Source organism: Zunongwangia sp. HGR-M22 (genome assembly GCF_027594425.1).
Lineage (GTDB): Bacteria > Bacteroidota > Bacteroidia > Flavobacteriales > Flavobacteriaceae > Zunongwangia.
Window position 1 is genome coordinate 2,773,290 of sequence record NZ_CP115159.1, and the last position, 21,562, is coordinate 2,794,851.

The following is a 21,562-nucleotide window of genomic DNA, read 5'->3' on the forward strand; positions in this document are numbered from 1 at the left end:
AAAATGTTATTTTGCTGAAAACGTATAGGTCTTACCTTTTTCAGTTTTTATATCGTATTCGTAATATTTTGGCAAATCAGGCCGCGTGGTTTTAGATTTATCTTTTATGATTGGCTGCTGAATTGGATTAATTCTGAAAAACGGGTTGGGATTTTCACCTTTAGCTACCTTTAATTTTTTTAAATCCAGTTTTGTTTCCGTACGCAACCGAAGATTTCCGCCAAGATTTGATTTGATCTTTAGTTCTTTAATTTCATTATTTTCCCATTGCAGGTTTTCAATAGTAAATCCGCCTCGTGCGCGAATTCCCTGAATCGACCCCTGCTTCCATGCGTCTGGTAAAGCCGGTAACATATGGATTGCTCCTTCATGACTTTGCATTAGCATTTCAGCGATTCCGGCGGTTACGCCAAAATTTCCGTCAATTTGAAAAGGCGGGTGTGCATCCAGCATATTTGGATAACTACCACCACCATCGCTCCCCACCAGGCTCAGCTGGTCATTCAACAATTTATACGCATGATTTCCATCGAGTAATCGCGCCCATAAATTTACCTTCCAGCCCATAGACCAACCGGTAGATTTGTCTCCGCGATGCTCCAGCACCACTTTGGTAGCTTCAAATAATTCGGGATTTCTGAACGGTGAAATCTGGTTGCTGGGAAATAAACCGTATAAATGTGAAATATGACGGTGGTCATCTTCAGGATCGTCCCAATCTTTTAACCATTCCTGTAATTGTCCGTAGCGGCCAATCTGCATTGGTGCTAGTTTCTCCTTTGCACCATTCAATTTCTGAACAAATTCTACATCTTGATTTAGGATTTCAGCAGCTTCTGCAGTACGCGTAAAAAGATCGAACATTAATTGCTGATCCATTGTGGCTCCTGCAGTAATTGAAGCATTTCCTTCACCGCCTCCATGTGAATTTTCAGGAGAATTGGAAGGTACCACGACCAAATAACCAAATTCGGGATGTGGGATCATAAAATCCAAAAAGAATTCCGCAGCACCTTTCATGATGGGATAGATCTCTCTCAGATATTCTTTATCACCGGAATAGTTGTAGCGTTCCCAAAGATCCTGCATTAACCAGGCGCCGCCGCTCGGCCACATCCCAGAATGCGCATTGTCGATTGGCCCGGTAATTCGCCAGATATCGGTATTATGATGCAACACCCAACCTTCAGCATCATACATGATCTTCGCGGTCTCTTTCCCAGTTTCGCTAACCTCTTTGGCCAGCTGGATAAATGGCTCGTGCATTTCCGGTAAATTGGTCAACTCTGCAGGCCAGTAATTCATTTCAGCATTGATATTCATGGTATACTTGCTTTCCCATGGGGGGAAAAGCATATCATTCCAGATTCCCTGAAGATTTGCAGGCTGACCACCCGGCTGTGAACTGGAAATGAGCAAATACCTTCCAAACTGGAAATACAGTGCTACCAATTGCGGATCATCCTGCTCTGAAAAATTTTTGATACGCAGATTTGTTGGCTCATCCATCGCTTCAGACTCACCCAAATCCAGGGAAACTCTATTAAAAAATTTCTGATAATAGTTAGTGTGATCTTTTTTGATCGTTTCAAAATCTTTTTTTCTAGCCGCATCCAGCAAGCTTATAGTTTTGCTGCGTACATCTTCAGAAAGATCTTTATAATTCTTAAAATTGGTCGCGATTGAAATATAAATTGTTGCTTCGTCTGCTTCTTTAATGGAGATACTTCCGTTTTCAGAAACAGCAGAACCACCGTTAGTGGATACTGCTACCCGGCCTTCAAAATCCACCCCGCCGCGCGATCCTTCGTGGTCACTGGAAGTCCCGTCAAGCATTATTACGTCGTCCCTGCTAACCGGATCGGTTTTGTCAAAAGGGCTATTCATTAGAATATTGGCAGTAATCTTCCCGGGTTGATCTGCAGAAAGTTTTACAGTCACCACATCATCTTTAAAAGCGGAAAGGATTTCTCTTTTATAAGTTACGCCATCAACCTCGTAAGAAACCGAAGCTACGGCATTCTGAATATCCAGATCACGGTAATAGTTGGTGTAATTCTGGTGACCGGGAAATGAAATATAAACATTCCCAAAAGTTTGATAGGGCATCCCATTATTGGTTTGCGATCGAATATCGCTCGTTGCCAGGTCCTGAGCTTCTTTATATTTTCCTTCGAAAATCAGTTCTCGAACTTTTGGCAACGCTTTCAAGGCTTTATCATGAGCAATACTATTAGGTTGTCCTGCCCAGATGGTTTCTTCATTTAGCTGCAAACGCTCTACGGAAGGATTTCCAAAGATCATGGCTCCCAAGCGACCATTGCCAATTGGTAAGGCTTCGTTCCAGTTTTCGGCTGGTTTATTATACCATAACTTCAGATCATTTTCAGCCTGTCCCTTAACGGATATCGCTGAAAACAATAACATCAAAAAACTAATATGTTTTAAAACCTTATTCATGTGTGTCTTTTTCATATGTCTGCCCGAAAAGCGCGTATAGCTCTTCGATATCTGAAATAGCATTTTTCGGGAAATTTTCTGCATTCAAACCGTAAGCCTTCATCTGATCTTCAGTTTCTAAAGTGATCTCTTCTGAAATTTTTCCATTCTTCATGATTTTTGAAAGATCCAGATCTAAATGTTCCGCCATAAATTGATACATCGCTTTTCGTTTGGATTCTTTGTAATCATGACCTTCTTCAGGAAAATGAACATTCTTAACCTGTTCTTCAGCTTTATAAAACGAGTATATATTTTTAATGAAAGGAAATTCCAGTTCCGGTACATTCTGCGTCCAGTCCTGCCCGTCTGAAATAATAAGTTGTGGCCTGGGAGCGGCCATTGCTGCAATTTCGGCATTATTAGTTCCGTTGCCGCATAAGTGGATTGGCTGACCGCTTTCACATGGACAACCTCCGGAAAAGTAGGAAGAAACCATCACTACCGGCGCTGAAACCTTAATGCGATCGTCAATAGCCGTTAGAAACAACGTATGTGAACCTCCACCGGAGCCACCGGTAATTCCAACGCGACTAGTATCAGTTTGCGGAAGCTTCAGAAGATAGTCCAGTAATTTTTTACCATTTAAAACCTGAATGGTTTGCGCCATACTGGTCTTATGATATACTGAAGAAAACTGAAGCGCAGATTCTCCCCAACCAAAAAGATCATAACTTACCACAATTGCTCCCATTTTGGCCAGGTTTGCACATCGTATTTGTTCACTTTCCCGATAGCGCCCATCGCCAAAATGCCCATTTGGTGTTAGAATTATCGCACTTTTTTTACCAGATCTTGTAGGCTTGTAAATAGAACCTGTGGTATAAACTCCGGGTACAATCTCCAGAGCAATATTTTCTACACTGTAGCCTTTATACTTTCTTTTCTTGGTAAGAATAACATTAGGATCGCCAATATTTGGTGCATCCTGCAATTTTAAAGCATCGAGTATACAGGATTTTAAACCAGCTTTTCTTTCTTCCCATTCGGCTTTATCTTCGTAAAGATTGCTCAAATAGTTCAACCGGTATTTTCCAACATCCGGTGTTCTTCTAGGGTAATCAAACTTTCGAATGCTATACACCGAATCTGATTCTTTCCAGTACATTAAATCGAATGGCGCAAGGATCGCGGTAAGGGATACTTCCAAATTATTCTGTTCAATGCGCCAATCAGCATAATCTAGTGTTTTGTTATCTAAAAGATTTAGATCATCGTTTATTTTAATATTATATATTTCTTCAATTACCTCAATCGTTTTCGAAATAGGCTTATTAAAGTTATTATCAGAATTCTGAGACCATGAATAAAAACCACTAAAAAATACTGTTAAAAGAATAAAACTCTTCCAGCTATAAATATTTAGGATATGACTTTTTATGTAGTCCATTAATTTTTAATTACGATTTTGTAATTTCCCGAACCGAGTTTGAATTCGATTCTGTTATTTCTAAGTGTATAGTTTTCTAATTTACTATCATTCACCATAACTTCAGATTTTTTAGAGGCTGGTAACTTTAAAGTTGCCGAAGTGTTAGGAGGAATACTATAGTTAAAGACATTTCTCTTTGCTTCTTTGCTCCATTCAGAAACGATTTTGCCATATATTGATTGGTAAGTTGCGTTTATAAATTTCATATCTCCCACCAATTGAGGCTCCAAATAAAAATGCTTGAATCCTGGATATTCAGGATCAGGAACTATTCCTGCTAGACTTTTATAAAACCATTCCTCGATTTGGCCCATCATAAAATGGTTCAAAGAATTTCCGTTTCTTGGATCCCATTGCTCAGTAAGTGTGGTTAATCCGAATTTAATCTGAAAACCATAACCTGGAGTCTCATAATGATTTTGCAATTTAAACATGGTTTCATTTTTACCATTTTCAGCCAGTGTTTGATATAAATAGCGATTACCCACATCGCCCGTAGTAAGCCTATAATCATTTGCCTTGATAGTATCCATCAGGCTCTTCAATACTTTTTCTTTATTTTCAGGTTGAACGATGTTCATATAAATGGGCACCGCATTGCTAAACTGACTTCCTGTGTCGTAGCTACCCTTTTCTGCATTGTAAAATTGATCATTAAACGCAGCTCTTATTTCTTCGGTGAGCGCTGTATATTTTTCAACATCTGCCGGTTTGCCCAGCACTTTAGCAGCTTTAGCCAATAATTTTGATCCGTAGAAATAATGACTGGTTGCCGATACTGCTATAGGGGTATTTTTTGAATATCCGGCGGCGTGTTCACCGAAATCATACCAGTCACCAAGTCCGTGATCTACAATATGATTTTTTGCTGTAGAAGATAGATAATCTACATACTTCTTCATTACCGGATAATATTTTTTAATTAACGAAGAATCTCCGTAATATTCATAATACATCCAAGGCAAAATCACTCCTGCAAGACCCCATTCCGGAGAATCGGTAAAATCGCCCCCAAAAACAATATATTCCGGAGCAATATTAGGAATAAGACCGTTCTCTCTTTGCGCGTCTGCAATATCCTGCATCACCTTCGGAATAAACCCTTCCAAATGATAGTTGAAAAATAATCCGGGACCGTTAAGATGAGTTTCTTCCAACCATCCTAACTTTTCACGATGTGGGCAATCTGTAAAAACACTGTGGAAATTACTTTTTATAGCCGCATCGATTAGCTGATGCGTCTTATTGAAAATTTCATTCGAGCTTTCAAAAGTTCCGGCAGGTTTTGAAGAATTGTTTACAAATTGGGACTGTACATCCAGAACTGTAGGAGCACCCTGAATATCTTCCGCTTTATAATTCGCTCCTTCTATTTGAATATATTGATAACCGTAATAGGTGAAATAGGGTCGCCACTCTTCAACACCTTCGCCCTTAAACGTATATTCATAATAATACGGTTTTCCTGAGCCACCCTGGGAAACTGTGCCGTCTTCCTTTAATTTTTCTCCAACCCATATTCTAATTTTCTGGCCTTTGGCTCCACGGGCCTTTATTTTAGGAAATCCGGAAAGATTTTGGCCCATGTTCAGTAGATGCGTGGTATCAGCCAATTTATTAGATGCTTTAACTTCGTACGTTTTTGTAATTTCTACTGCTGGGGCCAATTGTGGTAATAATTTGCCTTTAGGAGCCTGCTGCACAACTACATCTTTCCATCCTACAGCATCAAAATCAGGTTTATCCCAGCCGTTCTGTTCCATCCTGGCATCATAATCCTCTCCCCCAAAAATGGTATTGAAAGTGATCGGACTTTTAGCATATTTCCAGGAACTATCTGAAATTATAGTCTCCTTAGTACCATCTGCATAGGTAAGATCTAACTGAAAAAATAAAGTTGGAGGGCCAAAACTCACAAAGAATTTAGAATACCTGTCGCCTATCACGTTGTACATCCCATTCCCAAGCAGTACACCAATTGCATTAATTCCGTTTTGTATCTGGGAGGTTACATCATATATATTATAATATAACGTTTTGTCATAATCTGTCCATAAAGGTGCAAATTCACTATTTCCTATAGACTTACCGTTAATAGTCAATTTGTAATGACCCAACCCCGAAATAAAAACTTTTGCCGATTGGAGCTGTTCTTTATTCTCAAATTCTTTTCGAAGCATAATGCTGCGATAGGCAAGAGAATCTGCCGCGGCAACTATAGAATCTCGTTTTGATTTTTTAAAAGTTGGCGTATGCATTTTTCTACCTTCGGGAAGGTGACTGTCTTCCCTGGTAATTGCACCGATCCATTTAGCATTTAGGTCTTCAGGTTTTGGAGCAGTATAAAAATGGTTCCACTCACTTTCAGAATATCCCGAATTATTACTCCAAATTTCAACCTTCCAGTAATAATCTTCAGCATCACTTAGCTTCGAGCCGTTATATTTAATGTGCTGACTCTCTTCAGAATTAATTTTACCACTATCCCAAACCAGTGCTTCAGCATTTTTATTTTCTGCTACCTGGATTCTGTACGCGCTTTGTTTTACATTAAAAGCTGAAGAGTTTAACTGCCAGCCAAATTTCACTTCAGCAGGATCAATCCCAATTGGTTGCTCTTGCATAGCTACTTCAGGCGATTGAACTTTCAAATTTGAAGTAACGGAAGGAATTTTTTCTTCAACCTGAGAGCCACAGGATAAAAGAGCTGAAAAGAAAAATGCTAACAATATTTGAGAAGCTGCTTTCATCTATTTCTGAAATTCTTCAGTTTTTAATCCGTTGATATAAAATTTAGTTTCAGGAATCTCTTTTCCCGGATTTTCCAGATCCTCATGATTGGCCGCGGGACTATCTGGCGTAGGCTCATATCTTTGCTCTCCCGTTCTAAACATGATTCTTTCAAATTTATTTACCGGAGCATAAAAAATTAAGCGCTTTTCGTCACCGCCATTAATTTTCACCATATAAGATCTGGTATCTGGCTCCAGGCGAACCTCAATTTCATAGTCTTTTCCGTCTTGGTAATCTGTTAATTTACTAAACCTGTATCCTGCTTTAGCCTTTATTTCACCATTTTCATCAAAAACGATTCTTACCGCAGGTTGCCCTTTCTCATCCTGAAATTCAATTTGTAAAATTCCGTGATCATTCTGAGCTGTGCGAATGGTAAAGGACGCCCACAGGTTTTTGGTAGCAGGAATAATTCGTTCTGCCCTGGAATAATCATAAGCATCTTTATCTTTCAAAGCCAGCCATTTCTTACCCCCTTTTTCCTCAATTTTTGCTGAAGCCCATTGCAAATCATAATAATTCCATTTTTCCAATTCTTTCCCATCTGGAAGCTGGTCAAATATTTCATTTGCATGAGTTTGTGCGGTCGCAGTAATTGGAACCGGAACAGAAGCAACCCAAATATCTTCTTTATTTACACTGTAAGTGATCCACATTTTACCATCTGGCGGCGTACCATTGCCTTCTAGAATTCCCCTTACATATTGTGGGCCGTACGATTTGTAGTTTCCGCCATAACGCATGGTAGAAATTTCTCCATGAATTAATAAAAGATCGTCATAAACAATACCATCCTTGCTCGTAGAAACCGCAAGAGGCCATCTGAATTCTGATGGATTATAAACAGTTGCATACTTTTCGTCAGAAGTTTTTTGGCCCCAGATCTTCGCATTTTTATTCACAAATCCCGGTGCACGTAAGGGGTGATATTCCCAAGTTTCTCCGCCGTCCAGACTCATGGAAGTTAATGCATGTTTCCACAACCCTACAAGCCTGTCGTCTGGTAAATGATAGTAACTAAACGCCTTAAATTGCTCCTGCAACGGGATAAGCGGATCGTCCCGATCCTGTTCCTCAACCCATTGCTGCATCATTAAAGGTTTTGAAAGCAATTCTTCACAGGCTGCAATAAACTGTTTGTCTTTACTTTTTTTATAAAATTTAAATTCTGATAATGACTTATCCCAGCTTTTATTATATCGAATAAAATAAATAGTTCCAAAACTTCCATCTTTGTAGATCTCTCTAACTACTCTACCTATACCCTTACCGTCATTAGGGGAATCATGCTGATCCATAGAAATCCCATAATAGCCTAAGGCCAGAAATTTACCATTTAAAGAATTATAAAATCCCATACGCTGATGCATTACCGAAGTAAGATCATTCGCAACTGCCGGATGACCTTCTTTTTTATAACCGTCAGGAATGGAATACACTGGAAAAAGTGTCTTCGGTTTTTCCCAATTTTGACCATCCTTTGAAGTTATTAAAAAGGATTGTCCCGGCGGAATATGCTCTCCTACAGGATTACTTAGATATTGCACAAAAAAAGTATCATTCCAATAGGCCATATTTGGCGCATGATTATAGGTCCATCCAAAATCGTCTGCGGTTTCAGGATGTTCCCTGCTGGCGCGCATGATTTGAACAGCATGCGTACCAATCACCGGTTTCAACTGCCCGTGATGATAATCGATATTGGAAAGCGTATTCCCAGTATATTTTATAGTATCAACCTGCTGTGCTTTAACAGATACCACGAAAATTGCACAAAATACCGTTACAGTAAATTGCCTTAAATTCTTTGAATTTAATCGCATTTAAATAAGATTAGTAAAATGGAAAATCCAGATTATTTTAATTCTTCACTTTTGGAAATTAAGCTATTGAGAACATTTTTTGAAATACGGGTTATTGTCCCATGTTTATGACCTTCAGGAAGTTTTATTTGATCACTTATATCTTTAAACTGCTGAAAGTCTTCAGTCTCAACTGCACCAAAGCTTTTCTCACCATAATGATCGTAATAAATAATATATTTCCCATCCTGTTGTATCACGGCAGGACCTTCGGTAAGAAAATCAGTAAAAGGCTTTGTAATATCTTTATAAGGTCCCAACGGATCTGAACCAAAAGCGACTTTTAAATTTCGATTGGGACGTGTGTTATCTTTAATGATAAGAACATAATCATCTTTCGCTCTTTTTACGATCACGCAGTCTATCATACTAAAACCTGCATTCATTAAAAGCTCTGTTTTTGAGAACTCTTTAAAATCTTTGGTGGTGGTATAATACATACGATGATTATTCTCCTCTTCTTCCTCTCCCTTCTCATAGCGAAAGGGTATGGTAGACGCCCATAAAATGATAAATCGATCACGTGGTTCATCATAGAAAACTTCGGGTGCCCAAACGTTCACCACATCAGGTTCATGGGCCATTACCGGAATCATTTTCGGTTCGCTCCAGTTCATAAAATCGGTTGTACTGGCATACCCAAATCCATTTCCGCCCCGCCAGTCGGTTGTCCAAACCATATGGTAGGTGCTACCTTTTCCTTTTACTACGGAAGGATCACGCATAATTTTACTTTTACCAACCGTTGGTTTTAAATAAGGGCCTCCAAGGTTTTCCCACTTATAACCATCTTCACTGAAGGCTAAATAAAGACCTTCATCTGCCGGCTCCCTGAAACTGGTATAAAGATATACCGAGTCTGATTCCTTTTTCTGAACTGCCTCTGTTGTTGGTTCACCTTCAGAATTATCACCTTTTGGCTCTTTGTCTTTACAGGAAAATGCAACAATTATACAAACCAATAGAAATGCTTTTTTCATCATTTTTGAGTTTGTAGGATTGAATTTTCAGAAACTTTACTTCCCTTTTTTACAATAGTTTTTGCATTCGGAAGAATGGTATTCTGTAGATATATGTTTTTAGTTTCTTCTCCGGAGACCGAAAGAAAATAATTCATAGGCTGAAACATGGCGGTATTTGTAAGCAGTAAATTATTGATATTTTCGATCTTAATCACCGGCGTATTCTCCAGTGGTTCTTCCGTTTCCACGTTATCCAGAACAATATTTTGAGAATTTAAAATTTCGAACGAAGGACCTTTTTTTGTTGTTACCGAAACATCATGAAACTCTACATTTTTCGCTACAGAAATATAAAAACCTTCCTCTGCCTCAAAATCGATATCTGAAAAAGAGATATTTTCAACTGGCATTTCTTCTATTCCGGCAATTCGTCCGGCATTTTTAATATTCTTACCTGTAATTCCTGAAAAATGGATGTTCCTAAATGTTGGCGTTCTTTCAGTAACCGGCTCGATGGTTTCGTTGTGATCGTAAAACATATTCATCATAATTGCCTGTTGCTGAATATTATTCATCACGATGTTGGAAACGCGAATGTCTTCTACTACGCCACCGCGACCACGAGCAGTTTTTAACCGAATTCCGCGATCTGTTCCATCAAAAACACAATTGGAAATAGTTATTTTCTTGATTCCCCCGCTCATTTCACTGCCTATTACCACACCGCCATGACCACTTAACATGGTGCAATTTGTAATGGTTACATTTTCCGTGGGTGTAGCCCATTTTCGACCATCAGCATCGCGACCAGATTTGATGGTGATACAATCATCCCCTACGCTAATATGACTGTCTGAAATATGAACATTTCTACATGAAGTTGGATTAATGCCATCAGTATTTGGTGATTCCGGATTAAATATGGTTACACCGGTGATCTTGATGTTATTACAAAATGCCGGATTTACCGTCCAAAACGGACTATTTTGAATAGTCACCCCTTCTATTAAAATATTATTAGAACGATACGCCTGAAATAACGGGGGTCGAAAGAATTCCCAACTCATGGTTCTCTGGTAATAATCAGAAGTCTCCAGGCCTTTATTCTGCTCTACCCACATTTTCTGAAATTTGGTTCTGGGCGGTTTTTCTTCCGCAGTTTCAATACGATATAATTCGAGCCACCATTTTCTTCCCTGGCCATCGATGGTTCCCCTTCCGGTTATGGCGATATTTTCAACTTCATAAGCATATATGAGCGGTGAAAAATTCTTCATCACCGTTCCTTCCCATCGCATTTCTACAAAGGGTAGATAATCATTGAAGTCATCAGAAAAACGTAACATAGCACCGGCATCCAGATGCAATGTAATATTACTCTTCATGCGAAGTGCACCGGTAAGATAATCACCGGCGGGAAAATAAACGGTTCCACCTCCTTTTTCAGATGCTTCGTTAATGGCTGACTGTATGACATCAGTTATTACAGAATCCTGGACATTTTTTCTTTTTTCAGCAATATTAATCCAATCTGCCTGAGCAAAACTTACCATCGGTAGCAGTAAACATATCACTAGTTGAACATTTTTAAACATTATGCTTTCTTTTCAAGAATTAATACCCAGTCATTACCCGCTTCTTTTTCACCTTCAGGATCGAAAGTAATCATCCCATTCTGAATCTTCGGCAGTTTTTTTATCTCCGATTTTTTTCCTGTTCGAGGATCAAACCAATAGGCTTCGAAGTCGTCAAATTGTAGCTTTTTTACATCTATTTCAATAGTTCTACCATTGTAAGTATAGATCATCGAGTAAGCATCGCCACTGGTTGCGGGCAGGTAATCATAACGCTCGCCGCTGTTTACAACCAGGGCAGAATCTGGCTTCCTATCGAAATAAGGATAATTCAGCATAAGCTCCTTGAGATATTGCATTTGCTTTGCTCCTGGATCCTCAAGTGCTTCTGTCCATATTTTTTTGTTACCATAGGCACCGGTTTTATCTTCCGGGCGGTGCATTTGCATAACCGCACTATGACCATAGGTAAACCCGGCTGCACCGGCAAAAACAGACCAGTATGCATAACGTCTAATTTCATGGGCTTTCCAGAAAGGTTGTAGCGTATCGTGCAGCCCGTAAGGTATCCCTTCATAAGAAGGTTCTCCATCAAGCGTTGGTTTCACAGGTTTTAAATTATAATCTGTTTTTACGTAGCGCCAGTTATCCTCCCCGTAATTTCTTTCGGTATCATCTTGATCGTAGGTTCGGTGACCAGATTGAAACATGTTAAAATCCAGCCAGCTGGCATTATGAAACCAATCTGAAGAATCATGCCTTCCCCTTGGGTGAAAAGTAATGAGCTTATCCTGGTCCAGGCTTTCTCCCAACGCATTCCAAACATCGGTGTATTCATTTCCAAAAGTGTCTCCACCAACTAGCCAAATTATATTTTTCTGTTCCTTGTATCTTTCAGCCAGAAACTTACCATATTCCCTGGCCTCTTCTATGGTGACATCTTTAATATTTCCACCCCATACCGGCACCAGCGCCATGTAAATATTATTTTCTTCCGCAGTTTTTACCGCGTAGTCAATATGATCCCAAAAATCATACTGTAAAGAATCTGAAGCTTTAGCACCATCCGTAAGCACAGGCTCGGCCACATTCTTATTCATCAGGGCACTATCCTGGTAAACGTTTACCGCTTCTAAAGTGTGCAGCACCATAGCCTGGATAACATTGAATTTCTTTTCCTTTCTATCTTCGATATAGTGCTTGATCTGGTCACGATCCAACCTGTTAAACATAAGCCAGCCGGTATCGCCTAGCCAGAAAAAAGGTTCGCCATTTTCTTGCTGAAAATACCGTTGATTCTCGGAAATTGATAAGGCCGTTAATGCAGTATCTTTTTCAACTTCGGCTGGTTCATTTTTCTTATTTTTTCGCTTATCATTACAGGCTGAAAATGCAATCAGTAAAAGCGCGATGGGAAGACATTTGGAAAGTATTCTTTTGATCATAATTTAAATCTTGACTATAAAAAATAAACGTTCATTAGCACCAGGCTCCATATTTATTTCTGAACCTGCTTTTATAATTTCTTTTTTTTCGGTTTTTCCGGTTTCGGTATCGATGGTATAAACCTGGTATTTTCCCTTAGAATCTGAAAGATCTACCGAAAAAGAGCTGTCCTCATTCAGGTAAATTAGATAAGCTTTTCCTATATTCTGAAGTGTCCATTGATCACTTTCAAAAGTTTCATTTTCCGCAAAAGTCATTTTTGGAATTTCTGAATAAAACTGCTCCAGATCCACTTCAGGAATGGATGGAAGCGAAGCAGTTGCCATAAGCTGCGCCCAGCCAAAACGAGGCGCACCATTGGTATTATAAAGCACTGCTTTTTCAGGAAACCGTTCTCTATACTCCCTTATCGCTCTGTAAACTGATTGATCGGATTCTTTACCATTTTCCATCTTCCTGGCGTGCTGTCTTGGTGCCAGATTTTTACCACCTTCCGGAGCATAAGTTTCGCCGTTCTGGCGGTAGTACCAATATTTAATATCGATCACATCAATCACAGCTGCTCTTTCTTCGTTTTTCAAAATAGCATCCTGTACATCTTTGGTAGCACTAAGACCAATATAAGCCTGGTTTTCATTTTTGCTTTCCCAGTCTTTTATTATATCTACCCAGAATTCGGTAAAATGAAGGGGACCGGTGTATTCGGCACTGGTAAACTGAATGGCGCTACTTTCATTTTTGAAATTTTCCAGGGACTTTTCAATATATGCTTTATGTAAAGACTTTCTTTTCTCATTGGTGACATCGTAAAACTGTCGAGCCATGAAAATTCTTTTATCGCCTGCATAAGGTGCCGGCTCCGGAAAACCGGTTTCGTTGATATTATTAGCAGAGCGCCAAGGTGAACTGGACCAGTGAGCACCGGCTTCCAGAATGTTATGTTGAAAATATTGCTGATGGAATAACATCTGCCCTTCCTTTTCAGCCAGTTGAGCATAACGCTGTAAGCGAGACCAGTACCAGGTATTGTATTTAGTAAGATCGTATTTGCTTAGATGGTCCCAGGCGGTTCCTTTCCCGCTACGGGCAAAAGGCTGCTCGTAAAAAGGAGGCCAGGTATCGGTATCATATCTTCGTACCCGCTCATGATCATCCATACGTCGTTCATACCACAAACCGTAATTATGATCTAGCGCTACCATGTTATTTTGCTTTAGCCAGGCTACCGTTTCTTCTAAATTATCAGTTAAACCAAGACCTCTTCTACCGGGTGCAAAACGGGTAATATGCGGTGTAGATTTTCGAACATCATCATCACGTAAACTTCCTCGCCACCACATGACCGAAAAATGTTTACCTGCAAGCAATTTGTCTTTAAACGTAAGCATCCCGTTTTTAAGGACTATTTTATTATTAGTGTTAGCTGTTACTCCTGTTTTCGGTAATTTTAGATTCTGAAAACTCTGCGCACCAGCATTTTTAAAACGAATAGGTCTGCGCTCGTTTACTTTTGAGATCCAATCTTTTAATTCTATTTGCACATTTTCGGCTTCCTGGGTAAGTTCTTCAGCAGCTTCTAATGTTGGACTCGAAGAGGGTTCGCTTCCAATTTCAAGAATATCAGCCTGCATACTTGAAGATCCTAATCTTTTATAAAGTTGGGCATAAAATAAACTTCTTGGTGAAATATGACTGTTTACTTCTTTCCAATGGCCATTCCCGGAATATTGTCCCCATACTCCAAATGCCCAGTTTTGAGCTATTGGAGGATTTGGTACTTGCATCATAGATGCCGAACTTTCCCATATGACTGAGTTGGCAGCCGTCCAGCCCGAACCCCTGCCCAATTGGCCCTGATTTGCAAAACTCAATGCATCACCATCTATGGTCACTACGTCAAAAAGAATACCTGTAACCCAGCTTCCTATCGCACCAGAAAAACTGTATGGCAAATAGGCTTCACACTGCACAAAGGCATTAGGACCTGTAGTTCCATAACCACCAACGGCAAAATCATGATACCCAAATTCTGAATAACAACGTTGAAAAAGGGTTTGCTGCCCTTCAGTATAAAAAGTATGTCTTCTAAAAGCCGCAATTTCAGAAACCGGATGTTCTGAAATACAGTCTTCGATAGTAACCTGGCTGCTCGTTTTCAAAATGTGTACGGCTCCTCCGGCCATATTTTCAAAATTCAGTCTTCTCGCCCAAACATTTCTGGCGTTTTCTATGGAAATTCCCAACCACCGATGTTGTTCGTCCTTTGGATTATCCTGATTATATTCCGATTGAATTTTTAAATTTTCAATACCAATATTTTCAACTCTCCCGGGCCACTCATATTTTAATACGTGAATATTATCTTTTTGAGGGTTTAAACTCATGGTAATTGGTGCGCTTAATTGAAGTTTACCAGAATTCGTTCCTGTAATTTTACGATCCCAGCTTATATCCCAATCCTCGGGTTTCCATCCAATCCAACCAGTTTCAGCTCCAAAATTGTTCATTTGCAGCGTGTCTACAAATTGCTGATCCATCTTTAGCTGAAGAAAAATCTGATCCCCGGAACTCAATTTATTTGAATTCACACTGATTTCTTTTGCTCCCAGCGAAACAACATCATTAGAAAGTTTAAGACTGTCGGTAATTTTAAAATCCTTTTTACCCAAAACCCGAATCATCGCTTCCCGCTTTACCCCGGTTCCCAGTAGTGTTGTGCCGTTTTCAATATTTCCAGATCCACGTAGAACAACTCCGGAAGTTTTTAAATACACCGTCCCATTGATTTTAAAGACTCCTTGTTCCAGAACCACTGCACCGCGAAATCCGTTTTTGTTAGGTTTTAAATTAGAAACGTAATCTACCGCCTCCTGTATAGTTTGAGTGGCATCACCATCGATAGGTGAAATAGTAACCTTCGCCGCAATATTTGGAATTTCTTCGGAAGACATTTTATAACCGGCATAGGAAAAATCAGGAATCTGATTACCAGATTGATCAGCGATATAGGTGATGTTACCACTTTTATCCCTACCAATATCAGCGTATTGCTGCTGAGCATGAATTTGCAGGAAAGTATTCAAAATTATAAAAAAGACGGCAACGTTCTTTTGAATTTTCATTCAGTATGCTATTGATTTTTGGACATTTAGTAAACTCTGACCTTGAATTGGAATACAAAATAGAAAAATCACTAACGTATTGCATCCTGTACATACTAGTAACCAGGGAATTTAGCGAAGTTTAAATCGTTATTTTTTATACTGACTCAACCCACCATCTAGTTTAGCCAGGGTATCTACGTTATTATCAAAGTTGGTCCAGTCTACTTTTTTAGTTGGATCTATGCCGTTGATATATTTTTCAATATTGGTGTATCCATCGCCATTAATATCTCCAACAGCATCTGACGCATCGTTTGGATTCAATCCAAATTTCTTTTCCCAGGCATCTGGTATCCCATCACTATCAGAATCGGTATAAGGTTTACCTTTATATTCCGGGTATCCGCCAACCTGCTCGGGTCTGGTAATAATTCCTTTTTTATAAGAATCGGCTGGAAGTCTTCTATTGATGAATTCTGTACCAATTTTTGTTTCCAATCCATCAGGGGCATTAATCTCGCCCGTCCTAACCATTTTTATCACTCTTTCGTCTACAGCATCACGCTTTGGAAGAGTTGCACCTGCATTATCAAGAACGAAATCATATGCCTCTTCCGCAGCCATCATTTCTACATTTTGCATAGAGAACATTTTATCCTGCTTAATGTATTCGAAGCGATCATTTTTTTCATCTTCTGAAATATCTTCCAGTTGCACTCCTCCATTCCAGTTGTCCTGTGTAACATCAGGATTACCTTCCACTACATTTCCAGCTACGTATGCCCTACCATAAGTTTTAGGGTCCAGATATCCCGATTCCGGTTTCAGAATACGGTAACTGATTGGTTGATCCTTTGGCGTAATAGGCCCGGGTTTAAAATAATTATTGATAATATTAAATTGAGAGCGGTAATCCCCACCATCAATAGACCTGTTCCACCAGTTGAAAAGCACATTATTTACAAAATTAAAACTTCCGTACATCCCTATTGATGGGTTCCGCGAGATATTGTTTGCCCAAAGATTACGAACAAATGTACTGTTAAGACCGCCAATCGTACTTCCGAAGGCATGATTATAGGTGTCAAGACCTTCGGAAGAAATACTATTCTGAATGGTTAAATTTGAGGTAGGCAATTTCTCCCTATCGGAGTTTTTATTTGCTTTAAACATATTTCGGTAAAGAGACATATTTTCATCAAGTCCCCAGCTCGCTGAAACATGATCGATCATTATATTTCCCATTGGTGAGCCGCCCAGAGCATCATCTCTACGGGTCACATCCGTAGCTCCTCTACGAAATCGCATATGCCTAATGATTACATCATGCGTATCGATCGCAAAAGTCTCTCCAGCTATACAAACGCCATCTCCGGGAGCTGTTTGCCCCGCAATTGTTACATAAGGTGCCCGAATACTGATGGGTTTTTCAAGCTGAATGATTCCTGCCACGTTAAAAACGATGGTTCGCGCGCCACCGGCTTCGCAAGCTTCCCTTAGAGTTCCTGCACCGCTATCTGCTAAACTGGTTACTACAAATACTTTTCCTCCTCGACCACCCGGTGTAAAAGAACCTCCACCTTCTGCGCCGGGAAATGCCGGAATCTCAGCTTTTATAAAATCTCCAGGATGAGACCCCCAAGGAATATAAGGTCTTCCCTTCTTTGCCTCAGCTCTAACGATATCGTAAATTTTATTATCCCATAATTCTTGCAAACGTTCTTCTTCACTAGTCATCCAGGCATCAGTCTTAGCCTGCATTTCCTCTGGGATTTCTGGATACTGAGCCAGTGAAACGAATGATATTAGATTAAACAAGATAATAATTGTTGAATAGATAGGTCTATAAAGCATGTATTCTATTTAGATTCTTTATGCAATATAGTTTTCACATGTAAGTAAAGTATCCTGCACTTACTCGTATAATAAAAAAGTCCCTAAAATATTTTATAATTATTCTTGGGACTTTAATAAATATACTTAAATAAAATTAACTAATAGTATCGATATTATTACCTAAATTACGATAATCAATTTTTTCATTCGGATCTGTTCCATTTAGGAATTCCTCCAAATTAGTATATCCATCACCATCCCGATCTTTGGCTCCATCACTAGGATCGTTCGGATTCAAACCATTTTCGATTTCCCAATCATCTGGCATTCCATCACCATCCGAATCTATTGGAACTTCATCTGGATCGAAAGATAAGTTAGGATAGCCGCCTACTTCGGAAATATTCTTGATAATTCCAGTGGACGTGGTTGGCTTTCCTGAACGCACCATATCAATAACTCTTGCATCTACAGGGTCTCTTTTAGGTAAAGTAGCTCCAGACTTATTTAACACCATTTCATAAGCATCTTCTGCAGAATGATGTGGAGCAACAGGCCATCCAACAAATGGTGTATTTACTCGAGCCATAATCTTAAGTTGTTCAACGTTTTCCATATCTATGCTCTGCCCACGAATACCTTTCCAATTGTTCTCGGTTAAGATATTATTATCATGCATCACATTACCATCCACAAACCATTTTCCTGGACGGTCTGGAGATTCAGGATACCAACCTCCGTCTGCCCAGGCACTACCAGGCGAATACATATGTCTTTCCTCTACACGGGCAAAAGTTGACTTAATGTTTTCGTTAGTAGCCGGTCCTGGCTTAAAGTAATTATTGATTAGATTGATCATAGAAGTTTCATCACCTCCATCAATAGATCGATGCCCCCAATTAAAAATCACGTTATACCTAAAATCAAAATTACCTGACATTCCTATAGATGGATTCCTTGCTGTATTACTTGCGAAAAGGTTATGATGAAATGTAGAAGGGTTGCCCCCCCAAGTTCCACCAAATGCATGACCTTTTGCATCTAAAGCTTCACTAGAAATTGTCCATTGTATGGTAATATTTTCTGAAGGGTCTTTTATTTGGAATTCACCATCTAAAGATGATCTCATGTGTCTGTATAAGGAAATATTCTCATCCATCCCCCAGCTTGTTGAACAATGATCTATAATAATATGATGATCGGGATTACCACCAATATTATCATCTCCCTGTCCACCAGATGAAACACCGCGTCGTACCCTAAGGTGCCGAAGTATTACATTATGCGTATTTATATTTAATGTACCTGCTATACATATACCGTCACCAGGAGCAGTTTGTCCAGCTACTGTAACATTTGGATAATCTATATTTAGATCTTCATCTATTTTTATGGTTCCTGCTACTCGGAAAACAACAGTTCGCGGTTTACTATCTTCAAGTGCTTCTCTGAGACTACCAGGTCCACTATCATTAAGATTGGTTACAGCAATAACTTTACCTCCTCTACCACCAGAAGTAAACATGCCACCTCCCCATGCTCCGGGAAAGGCTGGTATAACTTCTTCAGGTAAACGTGGAGGGTGCGGTGGTTCTCTCAATGCCAGTTTTTTCTTTTCTTCATCTATTCTCTTTTGCCATTCTTCCCCGGCTTTCGCCAGATCATATCCTCTAGAAGATAAATAATTATTTATTTTTCCTTTGTACTTCCCAAACCACCAATGTTTTTTATGGGAAGATCCGGCATCCATAGCCTTCTCTCTGGCCTCTTTAAGATTTTTTAGAATAAACTCTTTTTCTTCTTCAGCTAGTTCCGGTAACATTTCTTGAAAAGCACGATACGTTTTTGGAACTACACCGTAAGTCATTCCATCTTTTACCTGTTCGATTTGTTCCTCGTCCAAGTACTTTGATAAATCTTTTAAGAATGATCTATGCAATTTCGCTATTTTTTTGTCGGAATTATCTCTAATTTCCTGGGCTTTTAATTCGTACTTCTCTGGATATTTATCTTTCGGTAACTTTATCTTAATTTCTTCAATTTCTCTATCTCGTTCTTCGTGAATTTGACTAATAGAGCGATATTGATTTGCAATAGTATTTTTTACTTGTGATTTTTCAGCTTCGTTCTCTATAGAGATATTAGCCACTATTTTTTCTGCTCTTTCATTAGTTACCTTTATATATTCAGGGTCTAAATTCTCCTGTGAAATAGTAGTTGAGATAGAAAGCATACTTAATATTAAAAAAAGTATTTTCTTCATTTTTTTATTTTTTGTATTCATTCAGACCATTCTTTAAATCGGCAAGAGTATCATGATTGTTTTCTAGTTTGGTCCAGTCAGTTTTCTTTTTTGGGTCTAATCCATTTATATACATTTCAATATTGGTATACCCATCTCCATTTAAATCTTTAGTAGCATCAGAAGCATCATTGGGATTAAGACCGACAGCTTTCTCATATGCATCTGGCATACCATCTTTATCGGAATCTAAATATTTCTTTCCTTTATACTCTGGGAATCCGCCTACTTGTTTAATATCTGTAATAATTCCCTGCTTATAAGAATCTGCTGGTAATCTTCTGTGCTCAAATTGATAAAATGATTCTGGATTTACTTCTTTTTCATAAATAGCCTCTCCTGTTCTAACCGTTTTAATCACACGCTTATCAACCGCATCCCTCACTGGTAGAGTAGCTCCTACGTTTTCCAAAACAAATGAATAGCTTTCTTCAGCTGTCATAATATTTCTTAACCATGGCATAGGCATTGATTCTTTAGCTCTCATGTAAGGAAAATAATTGCTAGCCTCTACATAATCCATTAACTCTCCATTTTTTCCTTCAATCTGAACACCATCATTCCAGTTATTCGCCGTAATTTCAGGATAATTTTTCATTATGTTCCCATTAACATAAGCTCTTCCAAATACCACTGTATCAAGATCACTTCTACCAGATTCAGGTTTTAATATTCGATGACCAACCCTGTCTTCGCTTGAGGTAATAGGCCCTGGCTTAAAATAATTATTTATAATATTGTAGCTTGCTTTATAATCTCCGCCGTCTATTGATCTATGCTTCCAGTTATAAACAACATTATTCACGAAATTGAAAATTCCATTCCAGCCAATCGATGGATTTCTACCCGCATTACTAGCCCATAAATTTTTTGTAAACATGCAATTTTCCCCACCTAGGGTACTTCCGAAAGCATGATTATAAGTATCTAAATCTTCAGAAAAAATACTGTTTTGAATAGTAATATTAACTGTAGGTAATTTTTCATCTTTGTAATCTGCTCCTGGGCTATACATATGTCGATACATAGACATGTTCTCATCTAATCCCCAGCTTGCTGAAACATGATCTATCATTATGTTTCCAACTGGATTTCCTCCTATAGCATCATCTCTTCTTGAAACATCTGTAGCTCCTCTTCTAAAACGCATATGCCTTATAACTACATCGTGTGTATCTATCCAAACTGTTTCTCCTGCAATACAAACGCCATCACCGGGAGCAGTCTGACCTGCAATGGTTACATAGGGTGCTCTTATTATCAGAGGTGTTTTTAATTTTATAATTCCAGCCACATTAAATACTATTATCCGCGCTCCACCAACTTCTAAAGCTGCTCTAAGAGATCCTTCTCCGCTATCCTTAAGATTTGACACGGTAAGTACTTTACCTCCTCTTCCTCCATAAGTAAACATCCCTCCACCTTCAGCTCCAGGAAATGCTGGTATTTTAGCCTGAGGCAGATCTGTAGGTCTTGCAGCCCAAGGAATATAGGGCTTTCCTTCTCTAGCTTCTTTTAAAACTATTTTTTCTGCTACCTTCCAGGCACTATCTGAATGTTTGTGGGCATTTTCAACTATATTTTTTTCACGTTGTCGATCTTCCTCTGTAAGATTTGGATATTGCGCATAAGTAGAAAGACTTATAGATATTAATATTATAAAAATAACTGATTTCTGTTTCATAGAATTATATTGCTAAATTTAAAAAGCTGCTACAAGATATTCTCATAACAGCTTTTAGTATTACAAAA

At 38.9% G+C, this 21,562-nt stretch carries 11 protein-coding genes; all 11 read right to left on the reverse strand.

Going from position 1 to position 21,562, the window contains the following annotated elements; genetic code table 11:
- Positions 1-6 precede the first annotated feature (6 nt).
- The 11 genes from PBT91_RS12145 to PBT91_RS12195 all read right to left on the reverse strand — a co-directional run bounded on the left by PBT91_RS12145 (position 7) and on the right by PBT91_RS12195 (position 21,494).
- Positions 7-2,460, reverse strand: a complete 2,454-nt coding sequence (locus PBT91_RS12145) for a glycoside hydrolase family 95 protein (RefSeq protein WP_270058732.1) — start codon at positions 2,458-2,460, stop codon at positions 7-9.
- Positions 2,453-3,889, reverse strand: coding sequence for an alpha/beta hydrolase family protein (locus tag PBT91_RS12150; protein ID WP_270058733.1), 1,437 nt, complete (start codon positions 3,887-3,889; stop codon positions 2,453-2,455). The genes PBT91_RS12145 and PBT91_RS12150 overlap by 8 nt, the downstream gene beginning before the upstream one ends.
- Positions 3,889-6,681, reverse strand: coding sequence for an alpha-L-rhamnosidase (locus PBT91_RS12155; RefSeq protein ID WP_270058734.1), 2,793 nt, complete (start codon positions 6,679-6,681; stop codon positions 3,889-3,891). Before PBT91_RS12155 ends, PBT91_RS12150 begins: the two co-directional genes overlap by 1 nt.
- Positions 6,682-8,547: a six-hairpin glycosidase gene (locus PBT91_RS12160; RefSeq protein ID WP_270058735.1), complete on the reverse strand. Its 1,866-nt coding sequence runs from the start codon at positions 8,545-8,547 to the stop codon at positions 6,682-6,684.
- 32 nt (positions 8,548-8,579) lie between these two features.
- Positions 8,580-9,569: a glycoside hydrolase family 43 protein gene (locus tag PBT91_RS12165; RefSeq protein ID WP_270058736.1), complete on the reverse strand. Its 990-nt coding sequence runs from the start codon at positions 9,567-9,569 to the stop codon at positions 8,580-8,582.
- Positions 9,566-11,143: a glycoside hydrolase family 28 protein gene (locus PBT91_RS12170; RefSeq protein WP_270058737.1), complete on the reverse strand. Its 1,578-nt coding sequence runs from the start codon at positions 11,141-11,143 to the stop codon at positions 9,566-9,568. Before PBT91_RS12170 ends, PBT91_RS12165 begins: the two co-directional genes overlap by 4 nt.
- Positions 11,143-12,567 carry a glycoside hydrolase family 140 protein gene (locus tag PBT91_RS12175; protein ID WP_270058738.1) on the reverse strand — a complete coding sequence of 475 codons (1,425 nt, stop codon included), beginning with the start codon at positions 12,565-12,567 and terminating at the stop codon, positions 11,143-11,145. Before PBT91_RS12175 ends, PBT91_RS12170 begins: the two co-directional genes overlap by 1 nt.
- Before the next feature lie 3 nt (positions 12,568-12,570).
- The gene (locus tag PBT91_RS12180; RefSeq protein WP_270058739.1) at positions 12,571-15,690 is read right to left on the reverse strand and encodes a DUF6298 domain-containing protein; all 3,120 of its coding nucleotides are present in this window, start codon (positions 15,688-15,690) and stop codon (positions 12,571-12,573) included.
- Positions 15,691-15,819: 129 nt separating this feature from the next.
- Complete coding sequence (locus tag PBT91_RS12185; RefSeq protein WP_270058740.1) at positions 15,820-17,526, reverse strand: pectate lyase family protein; 1,707 nt, start codon at positions 17,524-17,526, stop codon at positions 15,820-15,822.
- A 136-nt stretch (positions 17,527-17,662) separates the two neighbouring features.
- The gene (locus PBT91_RS12190; protein WP_270058741.1) at positions 17,663-19,771 is read right to left on the reverse strand and encodes a DUF3826 domain-containing protein; all 2,109 of its coding nucleotides are present in this window, start codon (positions 19,769-19,771) and stop codon (positions 17,663-17,665) included.
- A 4-nt stretch (positions 19,772-19,775) separates the two neighbouring features.
- Positions 19,776-21,494 (reverse strand): pectate lyase family protein, encoded by a 1,719-nt coding sequence (locus PBT91_RS12195; RefSeq protein ID WP_270058742.1) that lies wholly within the window; start codon positions 21,492-21,494, stop codon positions 19,776-19,778.
- Between the last annotated feature and the right edge of the window lie 68 nt (positions 21,495-21,562).